The 15,107-nt window shown below is 37.5% G+C and carries 1 protein-coding gene; it reads right to left on the bottom strand.

Going from position 1 to position 15,107, the window contains the following annotated elements:
• Window positions 1–7: 7 nt before the first annotated feature.
• The gene (locus tag M1D66_RS18920) at window positions 8–15,040 is read right to left on the bottom strand and encodes a DUF7507 domain-containing protein (protein ID WP_242554695.1); all 15,033 of its coding nucleotides are present in this window, start codon (window positions 15,038–15,040) and stop codon (window positions 8–10) included.
• Window positions 15,041–15,107: the final 67 nt, after the last annotated feature.

Raw genomic sequence — 15,107 nt, 5'->3', positions numbered from 1 at the left:
GTTTCAATTACTTCCACCAAATCCAAGTCCAAAGGTAATTTCGTACATTTCGAGGAGTAATGCGAATGAAGCGTTCACCGTCAAAGAAGCAATTTAAATTTGGAAGTGCTTCATCTGGATTTTCTGGAACAAAGGTGACGATGTTTTCGTTACTTGTAACGGTTACTGTAATTGGTGGGTCGGTAGGCGAGACTTGAAGTTGTAATGAAATATTGGCCGTATTTTTAAATGGATTATTAACAGGTGGGCTTATCACTTGTACTGTGAATAACACGATAATTGTTTCGTTTGGTTCCAAATTAGTAGCGACTAGGAAACCGATATTCGGATTCGCTAGTGGAGAGCGTTCACCGTTAATAAAGACAGTGCCATTTATAAAGTGTAAACCTGCTGGAATAGTATCTTGTAAAGAAATATTTGAGAGTGAAATTTTGGAAGTATTTGTAATGCGTACCGTGTAATCAAAATATTGATTTAAATAAGCTGAGCTGACGGAAGCATTTTTCGTGACTGTTGCAGTTATAAATTGAATTGGTATACGAACAATATTTGAATTAACAATGAAAGTAATAATTGGATCCTGTGGTGTCAATTGAAAGGCAGCGGTAACTGTTGCAGAATTTATAATTGTACTGTTTGAAGGAATAGAAGTTACGAGAACTTGAAATGTTATAATTGCTACTGAATCTGCAGGTAAAGAGCCGATATTAATACCGGTGTCTGGACGAATATTTGGAACGGGAGTACCGTTAATTGTTACACTGTTTTCTATAAATGTTGTACCAGCTGGAATTGTGTCTATAACGGAAGTGCTGATTGTCGGAATTGGGGAGTGATTAAATACCGCTAATGTGAATGTAATGATATCTCCTATAACGACAATAGATTTGTCAGCTGTTTTTTCAATGTCAACCATCGGATCAACGACTGTCGTTGTAACGGTATTTGTTTGCTTTGTAATCGTAATAGGTGGTTGGATTGGACCGACAATAGGTGTATAGGAAATAGTAGCATCGTTATTGATTGTAGATTGAAGAGTAGAAGAGGAAATTGTCACTTGGAAAGTAATAATAACAGATTCATTTGGAGCAAGATTTCCTAACGTCATACCATTTTCCGGATTCGCATTAGGTTGATTGATTCCGTTAATCGTAACACTACCAATAACAAATGTCGTATCTGCTGGTGCTGTGTCTACTAAAAGAAGGTCTTCGATAATGATATTACCATTATTAGTAATCGTGATGGTATACGTTAAAGTTTGACCGGGTAAGGCACTTGTGAAATCAACAGCTTTTATCGCAATGACATTATCATTTTGGACAGTAGTTGTGACGGTGTTTGTTGTAGTCGTATTTGTAACAGGTACGTTATTTGGGTTGACTATATAGTTAAAAGTAGTAATTGCGCTGTTGTTTAGTTCGTTTGGTGTTGGAATAGAAGTCACAGTTACTTGGAATGAAACGATAGCATCTCCACCAATAGTTATAGTACCAATTGGTATGCCGCTTACTGGATTCACTCCTGGAAGAGTTTCTCCGTTTACAATGACGCTATTTTCTATAAACGTAGTACCTTGAGGAATAATATCTTGAATGATTACATCATTTACTGCAACATTACCGGTTTGATTTAGTGTAATCGTATACGTTAACGTATCACCAACCGTTGCAAATGAAAGGTCAACAGCTTTATTGCTATTCAAATTTGCGTGATTAATTTCTGTTGCGGCAGCTGATGAAATAATAGTTTCGGTAATAGGTGGTCGATCTGGTACCGTGTATTCATATTCAATTGTACTCGTGTTAGAGATTGGATTTGTTTGTGGAATCGAAGTAACCCGTACTTGGAATAGAATGGTTGCTGTCGTATTAGGTGGAATAGTATCAATTTGTATACCGTTAAGAGGGTTGTCATTTGGCCGAGCGTTGCCGTTCACAATAACACTATTCTCTATAAATCTCGTATTTGCCGGGATAATATCTGTAACAAGAATGTTTTCGACTTGTATATTTCCGTTATTTATGATGGAAATTGTATAAGGGATGATAGTTTGTAAGTCAGCATATTGGATAGGTGTTGTTTTTGTCGCAATTACATTAGCGGAAATAACTTCAGTGAAGGTAATATTGCTAGTCGATATTTGTTCTTCCGTGTTTATTGTATAACGAGAAGTTGATTGATTTTGAACATGACCGCTAGCAGGAAGAGCTACGACGGTAACAGAAAATGTGACTGGGATAGAAATGTTAGGAGCAATCGTTCCTACAAGTATACCTACACTTGGATTGGCGTTAAGTTGAGGAATGTTATTTACTAAAACGCTACCGTCAATAAAGGTTGTTCCATCAGGTATATTGTCTGTAAATACAACAGCAGTGGCATCCGTATTCCCTGTATTCGTTAAAGTTGTTGTATAAGTTAAAATGTCACCAATCGTTACAGAGGTTAAATCAACAGTTTTAAGTGAAACGATATCAGCATCATTAATTTGAACGAAAGTAGTATTGGAAGTAGTAGATTTTTGAATTGGTGCAAAGTCAGGATTGAAAATAAAGTCGTAGACGATGTTTGCAGTATTAGGTGTTGGATTTACAGTAGGTAAATTCGTAACGGAAACTTGGAATGTTATTGTAGTCATTTGACCTGCTGCGACATTAGGAATGGAAAAGCCGATATTCGGATCTGCTGCAGGAAGTACAGTATTATTAACTATTACACTTCCTGGAATAAATACTGTTCCATCCGTTATAGTATCTGTAAAAAAGATGGAGTTAGTTGTAGCCGATCCATTATTTTGAATGAATACTGTATATTCAATGGTTTCATCAATAGTAGCTAATACAGTATTAGCAGATTTTGTAGTAATAAGAATAGCATCAATAAATTGTATGTTTGTAGCATTGGAAGAGGTCGTTTCTGAAATTGGTGGTGTGCTTGGGTCTGGTCGATACTCATAGTGAATGACGGCGATATTATTAATGTTATTTTGTGGCGGTATAGAGACTACGCTTACTTGGAACGTAACAATAATCGTATTATTTGGAAGAATTATATCAAGGTTGATACCGGTAATTGGATTTTCGTTAGGTCTTGGTACGCCATCTACAAGAATGCTATTTGGAACGAATGTGGTGCCAGAAGCAATTGCGTCAAGTAGGAGAGTGTTTGTAATAGGTATTGTACCGGCGTTTGTAACTGCGACTGTATATGTGATGATTTGACCGATACGTGTAATGGATCTGTTAGCGGATTTAATTGCACTAACATTTGCCGTTCGCACTTCAGTATTTACTGCATTTGATAACGATCTACGCTGAATAATTGGAGAACTAGGATCAATTTGGTATTCGTACGAAGTGTCTGAAATATTAATGACTGTATTGCCCTCTGGTATATTTGTAAGTTGTACTTGGAATGAAATAGTGACTGTTTCATTTGGTTGTATCGTGCCGAGAGTTACTCCGTTTTCAGGATTCACGCCAGGCTGAATTACATTATTTATTGCTAAGCTATCTTCAATGAATATAGTACCCTCTGGAATGGTATCAATGAACACGATATTGTTAGCCGGAACGGTTCCTATATTTTGAAGTGTATTTGTGTAGGTAATCATTTGCCCGATTGATACGAAATTTACATCCGCACTTTTAACAGAAATAATATTTGCATTTTGAAGTGATGTTGTAACGATGTTAGAATTTGCAGAGCGATTTACTGGTGGGGCTGTAGGAATACTTACATATTGGTAAGTTGCTGAAGATTGATTTACAATTTCAGTTTCATTCGGTGGATTATTTGTTTGCACTTGAAATAGTATCGTTTTGGAACTGTTTGCTGGAATTGTTCCAATCGGTATTCCGTTTTCAGGATTTACACCTAGCTGAAGGACACCGTTAATTGTGACACTATCGGGAACGAATGTAGTCCCAGCTGGAATAGAATCTGTGAAATTAATATTTATTGCGTCAACATTACCGACATTTTTCACTTCAGAAATATAAAGGATAGTTCCACCGATATCTACAGTTGTTGGATTGGATGTTTTTGTAATTGCCAATTGTGCTTGCACGAAATTTGTAATGACGATATTACTAGTAGATGTTTCAGTAATAGGCGGTTGCCCTGGGTTTGGTTGGATTGTATATGTTGTATTGGATTGATTTGTAATCGATTCTTGGGAGAATGAATCGTTAATAAGAATTTGGAACGAAATAAGGTGAGTAGCGTTTGCTGCTAAAGTAGGTAAAGTAACACCTACATTTGGATTGGCATCAAGTATAGTTGTTCCGTTAAGTGTAAAACTATTTTTTACGAATGTAGTATCTTGGGGGATCGTATCTGAAAATATGAGATTCGTAGCTGGAATATTTCCTGTATTTTCTAGTGTTATTGTGTAAGTCAAAATATCACCTGTTGTTGCTTGTTGTGCATTGACTGCTTTTAAAGAAAGGATAGTCGCATCCGAAATTTGTGTGAAAGCAGGATTAGATGTAATTGTACGAGAGACGATAGGAGCAGTTGGATCGGTGATAAAAGTATAGTCAATACGGGCTGTATTAGAAATTGGATTGACGTTTGGAATGAATTGAACGATAACCTGGAATGTTACAGTGACGTTTTCTGACGGTGCGATGGAGTTTAATGGTATTCCTGCGTTAGGATCGGCACCTGAAACGGAAACGCTATTAATAGTTACGCTATTCGGAATAAAGGCAGTTCCTTCTGGGACCAAATCTGTTAAAGTAACTGTATTTGCAGTAGTATTTCCGTTGTTTTGAACGACTACGGTGTAAGTGATTGTACCGTCAGTAGATTGTACGAGAGAATCTGTACTTTTAATTACGGATAACGATGCATCAACAACAGCTGTATTAACCGTATTAGACGAGGATGTTGCTGTAACAGGAGGTTGACTTGGATCGACAATATACGTGTAACTTGTAAGTGCTTGATTTATAATTGCTCCTTGCGGTGGAATAGAACTTGCAAGAAATTGGAACGTAATAGTAGCGGAATCACCTGGTGCGATAATACCAACTGGAATACCGAGAGTTGGACTTGCATCTGGAAGTGAAATCCCGTTGAGCGTAACACTATTTGGAACAAATAATGCTCCTTCAGGAACTCCGTTAATGAGTAATACAGAGTTTGCAGGGAAGTTTCCAGTATTCGTTAATGTTGCTGTATACGTAATTATATCCCCGATAGATACAATTGAACGATTTGCTTGTAAAACAGTTGTAACAGTCGCGTTATTAATTTGTGTTGAAGCGCTATTAGAATTTATCGTGCCTGTAACAGGAGGAGAGGCCGGATCAACGATGAATGTGTATTGAATAGATGCTACGTTTGTAATCGGATTTGAAGGTGGAGTTGATGTAACTATGACTTGGAAAGTAACGGTTAAGGAACTACCTGCGCTAATTGTTCCGATATTCACTCCGTTATTTGGATTTTCACCTGGAATGGTACTTCCATTTACAGAAAAACTATTTTCAACAAAGGTTGTTCCTGCTGGAGCTGGGTCTGAGAAATTTACATTCGTAGCGTTTGTATTGCCGCTATTTTGAATCAAAACTGTATAAGTGATCGTATCTCCAATATTTGCAAAGGCTGTATTAGCAGTTTTTACAGCTGAAAGTATTGCTGTATTAATAGAAGTAACGAAGACATTCGTTTCCACATTGCCAGGCTGAGCCAGTAATGCATTGCCTACGTTATATTGGAAGTTAACAAATCCTAAGTTTTGGAGTTCAGGTGTGAACGTTGTTGGATTACTTACGATTTGTACTTGAAATATGATTGTAACAGTTTGATTTGGATTGATTGTATTTATGCCAACACCGTTAATAATCGAAGCGGATGGTAATGGAGTGCCATCAACAATCACTGATCCTGCAACAAATTGTGTCCACGATGGTAAAGGGTCTGAGAATATAGCGTTGTTAGCAGGAATATTGCCTGTGTTCGTAATAGTCGTTGTATACGTAATCGTATCACCAATCGTCGCAAAAGTTTTATCTCCTATTTTAATAGTATTTAAAATAGCACTTTCAATTTTTGTTGTAACGTTGTTAGAAATAATATTTTTTGAAACTGGAGGATTAGCTGGATTAACGATATGTTGAAAGCTAACGCTAGCTTGATTAGTAATTGGATTTATAGGCGGAATTTCATTGGCGATAATGTGAAATGCTACGATGACAGATTCGTTTGGCGCGATATCACCGATTGGAACGCCTGTAATGATATCTGCATTTGGGATGCTAGTTCCGTTCAGTGTAAAGCTATTCGGTTCAAAGGAAGTTCCGTCTGGAATAAGGTCGGTAAAAATAACATTTGTTGCACTCACATTTCCGCTATTTGTAATTGTAACGGTGTAGGTAATATCCTGCCCGATATCTACCGTAGATACATTTGAATTTTTTTGTGCAGTAAGCATAGCGCTATTAATTTGTGTTGTCGTTGTATTAGATTGATTAGAAGTTGTAATAGGTGGCTGGCTAGGGTCAACGACATAATGATATGTGGTAGAAGCAGAGTTAGAAATGGGATTAAGTGTTGGAAGTGTAATAACAGTTGCTTGGAATGTAACGATTGCCGTATTACCACCATTAATGGAACCAATATTTACACCAGTTGATAAATCGGCGTTTGGAATTGTTTGCCCATTAGCTGTGAAACTATTTGGAACGAAACTTAAATTGCTATCAAGAATATCGATAATAGTTACATCAGTTGCGGTCACATTCCCGGTATTAGGAAGGTTAAGTGTAAATGTTATTGTATTACCAACATCCGCAAAAGTAAGATTTGCTGTTTTGGTGCTAATAATAGTTGCGTTGTTTATTTGAAGGAGTGTAGTGTTGGAAGTAGCTGCACTTGAAACGGGAGAATTAACAGGATCAACAGTAAATTCATACGTCGTTGATGCTGTATTGGGTGCTGGGTTACTAGGGGGAATGCTGTTCACTGTAACTTGAAAGACGATACTATATATTTCGTTTGGTGGAAGTGTTGCAAGTAATGCACCTGTATTTGGATCCGCGTTAGGTTGTAAAACGCCATCGACAGTTAATGTGTTAGGAACAAATGTGAGTCCACTTGGTAATGTATCTGTGAACACAATATTAGTTGCATCGGTATTGCCTACATTGGTAATAGAAGTAGTATAAAAAGCAGTTTGCCCGATATCTGAAAAGGATACACTTTCATTTTTCGTCATAGACAATATTGCTTCGTTAATTTGGGTTGAAACAGGATTACTAATTGAAGTTTCTGCATCAGGTGGTGAGACTAATTGATACGATGTTGATGAGAAATTTACAATTGGGTTTTGGTTTGGTAATGATGTTACAGTAACTTGGAACGAAACTGTTACTGTAGTCCCGGCTGTTATTGTCCCAATATTCACACCGTTCGATGGATCCGCCCCACTTTGAGGAACTCCGTTAATAGAAAATGTGTTTGCAATAAATGTAGTGACGCTTGGCACTGTATCTGTAAATATAACATTTTGTGCAGATGAGTTTCCATTGTTTGTTAAAACGACAGTATAAGTGAGTGTATCTCCAATACGGCTAAAGGATTTATCGACTTGTTTTAATGAAAGAATGTTAGCTGTATTAATCGTAGTAAACACTGTGTTTGAAGTAACGTTTCTTGAAACAATCGGTGCATTTGGATCAGCGATAAATGTGTAAGAAGCAGTAGCGGAATTGGCTACAGGATTTTGGTTTGGTGTAGAAGTAGTAGTAACTTGAAATGCGATAGATATTGAGTTGTTAGGAGCAATTGATCCGATTGTTATACCTGTATTAGGATCGAGTCCGATGTGTGTACTGCCATTGATTGTGACACTATTCGGAATGAACGTTGTGCCGTCTGGAATAAGATCAGTGAAAGTAATATTCGTTGCATTTGTATTGCCATTATTCGTTAAAATGGTTGTATAGGTAATGGTATCACCTAGTGTAACAATTGTTTGATCGACCGATTTTGCCATCGTTATCATAGCATCTAGTACCGGGTTTGTAACGATATTCGTTGAAGTAGAAGTTGTAATAGGAGTTCCGTTTGGATCGACAGAATAAGAATATAAAATTGTGTCATTACCCATAATTGAACTTGAAGGGGGAACAGAAAGAACATTTGCTTGGAAAGTAACGGTTACTGTTTCACCAGGAGCGATATTTGGTATAGTTACTCCAAGTGCTGGTTGCGCACCAGATTGCTGAACCCCATTTATTTTGACTGAGTTTGGTATAAAGGTAGTGTTAGCTGGAATTGCGCTCGTGAACGTTATATTCGTTGCAGTCGTATTTCCTGTATTTATAATAGTTGTTGTATACGTAATCGTATCTCCAACAGAAATGATAGATTTATCAACGCTTTTTTTGGTCGTTAATATTGCACTATTAATTGTTGTCGAAACAGCATTAGATACGTTCGTTTGTGTTACCGCAGGCTGGCTAGGATCAACTACATGTGCAAATTGTACAGAACTAAAATTAGAAATTGGATTTATACTTGGAATGTTTGTAACAAGTACGTTGAGAGTAATCACGGCCGTTCCATTTGGGTTTATATTTCCAATCTGAATCCCGTTAGATGGATTTCCGATTTGCTGTGTACCAGAATTGTTTGTAAGAGTGCCAGATATGAATGTCGTCCCATCAGGTAAAGTATCCGTGAAAATTATATTTTGTGAAGTGACATTTCCAGGGTTACTTAATGTAATTGTATAAGAAATTGTATCACCAATCGTTGCGAAAGTTTTATCTACAGATTTGATTGCCACAATTTCTCCAGAATTTATTTGTGTCGAAACAGAATTAGATGTCGTATTTCGTGAAACAAGTGGTAAATTAGGTCCTGTCATAAATTTATAATCAATAGAAGCGCCGTTTACAACCGGTGAGTTTGGTCCGCCTGGTCCAATTGTGAAAATTGGATTTGGAATGCTAACTACTTGCACACGGAAGGTAACATTTATAAAATCTCTGGCAATAATATCTCCAATTGGTATCCCGTTCGCTGGATTTACTCCAGGTAATAAAACTCCGCCTACTCGAACGCTATCTTCTATAAATACTGCGTCATTTGGAATCGGATCTGTAAAAATGATATTCGTAGCAGTTGTGTTTCCTACATTTTCTAATAAAACTGTATACGTTAAAAATGAATTTCCAGGTGCTATGTCAGAAAATAGCCGATCCACACTTTTCGTTGCTTGAATAATCGCTTCGTTAATTTGAACTAAAGTTGGATTACTTGTAGCTGTTTCTGTCACCGGCGGCTGGGTAGGATCAACAATGATCGAGTATGTCGTGCTAGACTGGTTCAAAGTTGGATTTGTAACTGGTATTGAGCCAACGATAGCTTGAAAGCTAATTGTTGTCGTTCCTCCAACTGGAATTGAGTCTAAAGAAATCCCGCTATCTGGTCTAAATCCAAGTTGTGGGATGGTATTAATTTGTACGCTATCAGGAACGAATGAAAGTTCAGGTGGTAATATATCGATAAAAACAGGTGTGTTTGCGGCAGTATTTCCGCTATTGGTGAGGGTAGTTGTATACGTAATTGTATCTCCAACAGCAGCAAAAGCACTGCTTGCAGTTTTTGTTGCGATAACAGAAGCAGTATTTACTTGTGTAAAGGTTTTATTAGATTGAACTGTTCGTGAAACTGGCGGTTCATTTATATCTACAATAAAGCTATATTGAAGCGATGATTTATTCGGGATTGGATTAGGGTTTGGAAGTGTTGCAATGTTTACTTGAAAACTGAGTGTAGCAGATGCATTTGAATTCAAGTTACCAATATTGATACCGTTTTGTGGATTTGCATTCGGAACGGTTACACCATTTATCTTAAAGCTATTTGGGATAAAGGTAGTACCGTTTGGAATTGTATCAGTAAAAATAATGTTGTTCGCAGTAGTATTTCCGTTGTTTGTAACAGCTGAAGTGAATGTAATTGTATCACCAATTGTAGCGAAAGTTGTACTAGCGCTTTTATTTATTACTAAAGTAGCGTCAATAATTGGTGTAACTGTTGTATTTGTTACAGTGCTACCAACAGCAGGAGATTGGTTTGGATTTACGGTATATTCATAATTTACAAGAGCATTATTTGTTAATGTGCCACTAGGTGGTATCGCTAAAATTTGTGCTTGAAAAGTAATGAATACAGTATCTCCTGGCGAAATATCTGCCAAGTGAACACCAAGTGATGGATCTAATCCTGGTTGTGGAACATTATTGATCGTTACGGAGTTTTGGATAAATGAAGCTCCTGCGCCAAGCCCATCTGTTAAAACAGTTGCACTAGCAGGGATATTACCTGTATTTGTTACTGCAATCGTATAAGTAACAATATCACCAATTGCAGCTGTCGGTGTATTCACAGACTTAGTAGCGACAATAGTAGCGTTATTAATTTGAGTTGTTATTACGTTACTTAACGTATTGGCGGATGCTGGAGGTAAGTTAGGATCTACGACATACTGGTACGTTGTATTACTTTGGTTCGGAATTGGATTTGGATTCGGGATAGAATTTACTTGTACTTGGAACGAGATGATCGTATTTGCATTCTGATTTATTGGATCGATTGCAATTCCGCTTGCTGGATTGACATTAGGCAGTGTATTCCCATTTACAGTAACACTATTAGGAATAAACGATGTTCCGTTTGGAATTACATCTGTAAATATTACATTTGATGCAAGTGTGTTCCCGTTATTCGTTAAAGTAGTCGTGTACGTAATAATATCATTTACGTTAGCAAACTGTTTATCTGCAGATTTAGTAGCGGCAATTGAGGCGTTATTAATAGTTGTCTGTACAGTGTTAGAAGCAACCATCTGCATCACAGCAGGTTTGGATGGATCATACGTATATTGGAATGTTGTGCCTGATTGATTTGTAATTGGGTTTACAGCAGGGATAGTTGGTACAAAAACTTGAAATGCAACGGTGCGTGATGAATTCGCTCCTATCGTACCAATTGAAATGCCGGTGGCAGGATTTGCGTTAGCTACAGGGACATTATTAATCGTTACAGTATTAGGAATGAAGAGGGTACCCGCTGGAATGATATCTGTAAACGTTACATTAGCAGCAGGGATATTCCCGTTATTTGTTAAAATAGTTGCATATAGTATGACATCACCGACATCAGCGAAGTTTGTACTCGTTAGTTTTGTAGCAACGATATTAGCAGTATTAATTTGTGTAGTTACTATATTGCTAGCAGCGTTTCTAACGAGAGCAGGTAAATTTGGATCAGCGATAAAGCTATATTGAAGTGAAGCGCTGTTTTGAATTGGGTTTGGTGAAGGTAGCCCATTTGCACTTATTTGAAAAACAATCGTTGCAAAACCACCTGAAGGAATGGAGCCGACTTGAAGACCGGTACTAGGGTCTGCACCTTGTTGTAAAGTACCACCTATAAAAATACTATTTGGTACGATAGTGGAGCCATTAGGGATTATATCGGTAACAATAACATTATTTGCTGTAGTATTGCCAAGATTAGCTAAAGAAATTGTATATGTGATTGGTTGCCCGACATCGGCGATAGTTAAATCTACTTCTTTGACAATCACTACATTTGCTAAATTAATTTGTGTACTTACAGTGTTACTTACAGATGTTTCTATAGTTGGTGGATCGCCCGGATTTAGAATAAAGCTATACTGTGTACTAGATGAATTTAATGTTGGGTTTTGTGTTGGTAAAGAGGTGACGGTTACTTGATAAGAGACAGTAAGTGAGCCATTAGCAGCAATGGAAGGTAGTGGAACACCTATATTTGGATCTGCGTTATTTTGGAGTACACCATTAATAAGAAAAGTGTTTGGAATAAAGGTGGTACCGTCTGGATTCGTATCTACGAAAGTAGGACTATCAGCAGAAACACTTCCTGCATTCGTCAAAGTAACAGTATAAGTTAATGTATCCCCTACGGTAGCGAACGCTCGATCCACTGTTTTGGCTGAAATGACATTTGCATCGTTTACTTGAGTAAATGTAGTAGTTGAAGCAGTGTTCTTACTTACAGGTGAAGCGTTTGGATCAACGATAAAGTTATAGGAAATGGAAGCGCTATTTGAAATAGGGTTTGGATTTGGAATGCTAGTTATTACTACTTGGAATGAAGCTGTAATTGTAGTATTAGCATTGATGCTACCAATATTGATGCTAGCTGGTGTTGCGCCTGGCTGAGTAACACCGTTAACTATAACGCTGTTTGGTACAAAGGCGGTTCCATTCGCAACTGAATCGGATAGTAATACATTGTTCGCTGCAACATTCCCATCGTTCGTAAGAGAAAAGGTGTAAGTTAATACATCGCCAACTTCCGCAAACGTTTTATCTACAGATTTATTAGCACGGAGATTTGCTAGTCTAATTGTTGATGTAACAGAATTAGAATTTGCTGTTTTTGAAGTCGGTGGCAAACTTGGATTTACAGTATATAGATAAGAAGCGAAGGCGTTATTAATGATAGGATTTTGGGTCGTAATATTGATGACTGTTACTTGGAAAGAAAGGGTAACAGTAGCCCCACCAGGGATTGTGCCGATAGGTAAAGCAACGAGAGAATCTACATTTTGTAAAACTCCGTTTAGTGTTACAGTACCAGGAGTCAATATCGTTCCGTTTGGAAGTGGATCTGTTAGTTGCACGTTATTAGCGGCTGTATTTCCACTGTTTGTAATAAGGATTGTATAACTGATTGTTTCACCAATTGTAGCAAATTGTTTATTTGTTGATTTTGTTAATGTTACATTCGCATTGTTAATTTGAGTGGAAACGAGATTCGAAGAAATATTTTTTGTAACAGGTGATTGGCTAGGATTGACAGTATATTGATAAGAAGCGCTTGATCCGTTAGATACGACATTTGACGTGGGTATTGTGTTTACTACTACTTGAAATGCAACATTTTTTGTTGTGCTGCTTGTTATGGATCCAATGTTCACGCCGGTAGCGGGATTTGCGCCCACTTGTGTCGTGCCATCTATTGTTAAACTGTTTAGAACGAAAGTTGTTCCAGTAGGGATGACATCTGTAAAAATAACATTGTTCGCATTTGTATTACCTGTACCTGTAAAGGAAACGGTGTACGTTAGTGTATCACCAATATCTGCAAAATTTTTATCTACTGTTTTCGTCATTGTTACAGTAGCATTATTCACTTGAGTGGAGACAATATTTGTCGTATCAGTCCCACTTACTGCTGGTTGATTAGGTACAGGAATGTATTGATATGTTGTTGTTCCACTATTTAATATTGGGTTTGTTTGAGGGATAGAAGGAACGAGCACTTGGAATGAAATAGTAGTAGTGGAATTTGCGGCAATTGAACCAATTGTTATACCATTAGCGGGATTTGCGCCAGCTTGAGTAACTCCGTTCACAGTTACACTCCCTGGAATGAAAGTAGTCCCGCTAGGAATCGGATCCGTATATATCACATTCGTTGCAGCGATATTTCCTATATTAGCTAAGGCAATACTGTAAGTTAATGTTTCACCAATATCGGTAAAAAGTTTGTTAACTGATTTTGTTCCATTAATATCTGCAAGGTTAATTTGTGTTCCAGCAGAGTTACTTGTTGCAAGACCGTTAAAGGTTGTTCCTCCGGCAATTGGTGTATATTGAAATGTAATATTAGCAGTGTTAGAGATAGGGTTTTGACTTGGGAGAGAAACGACAGTTGCTTGGAAAGTTACTGTACGAGAAGCACCATTATTAATTGTTCCAAGAGATATACCAGCCGCAGGATTTACATTTGTTTTTGGTACGTTATCTACTGTTACAGTGCCAGGGATAAAAGAAGTACCGCTAGGGAGACTATCTATAAAAATAGCGTTATTGGCAGGAAGAAGCCCGGTGTTAGGGATAGTAACTGTATAAGTGAGAATATCTCCAATTGCAGCAACACTTTTATTTACGCTTTTCGTTGCTTGTATATTTGGGGAGTTTATATTAATTTGTAAGCCGACTGTATTTAACATATATGCATCTCCGTTAGTAGTTAAACGGATTGCGGCGGATACTTGTGAGTTTGTTAAATAAGGAGAAATATCAATGGAAGTAATGTCCCAGCCCTGTCTTCCTGCGGAGATGTTTGTACTTGTAGAAGCACTTTGATTTCGCGTTCCAAATGTCCCTGTTGTATCTAAGTTTCCTGCAGCATTATTAACTTGAGAACCGAAAAAATTATTTATAGCATTGTTTGGTCCAGATAAAGCATTTAATGAACTGAAATTTGGTCCAAATAAAGCTTGATCCCCGGTTAAATCTGCATCTCCTTCGGTAGAACTTAAAAATAATCTCCCGCTTACTGGTCCTCCTGAAGGTGTTAAAAATCCAGAAACAGATACATCGGCACTACCAGTTTCTGCAGAAACACGGTTACCAGCTACATAAATGGTTAAGTTTCTTGCTGGCAATGTCCCGTTTTGATAAGCAACGATAAGCGTCCATCCAGCCGAATTAATTGTTCCATTAGAAGCATCTATAGGATCTACAAGTCCAGGAACCGCTCCTGTAGTATAGGAACCAGCACCTCCCGCTTGAATAAGAGTTGTTACGTCTGCTGAACGAGTGTAAAAGCCAAATGTAATAGAGTTTGAAACGAAAGTTTGATTTGAAGCCGTAACAGCTGAAGGAGTAATCGAGTATGTTGAAACAGGTGTTGTAAAAGAAACTGGGTTTCCTAATACACTCGTAATGTTTTGATCACGAGATAAATAGTTTCCACCCCAAACGAGTTCTGCGTAAAGAATAGTACTACCAGCAGGGATATTTAAAATAGCGGTAGAACTATTTTGTGTATAGTTTAATGTTGTACCAGCAGGAAAAGTAGTTACTTGTAAAGCAGTATTCGTAGTTGCGAATGCACCAATTGCCCCGATTGTACCAGCACGGTTTTGATTGCTGATTTTACTTAAGCCTAAAGTATTACCTGTAATAGCGAGTGCGCCGTTAGTGGTGGTAGAAAATCGATTCGTAATGGGCATGTTGTCACCTCATTTACAATATAGTCTTGGTCAAAATAACATATGTGTGTGACAAATAAAGCGAAAC

This window comes from Bacillus sp. PK6-16, assembly GCF_056530295.1.
Note: the sequence above shows the minus strand (reverse complement) of the source record. Positions and strands in the feature narration are given on the sequence as shown.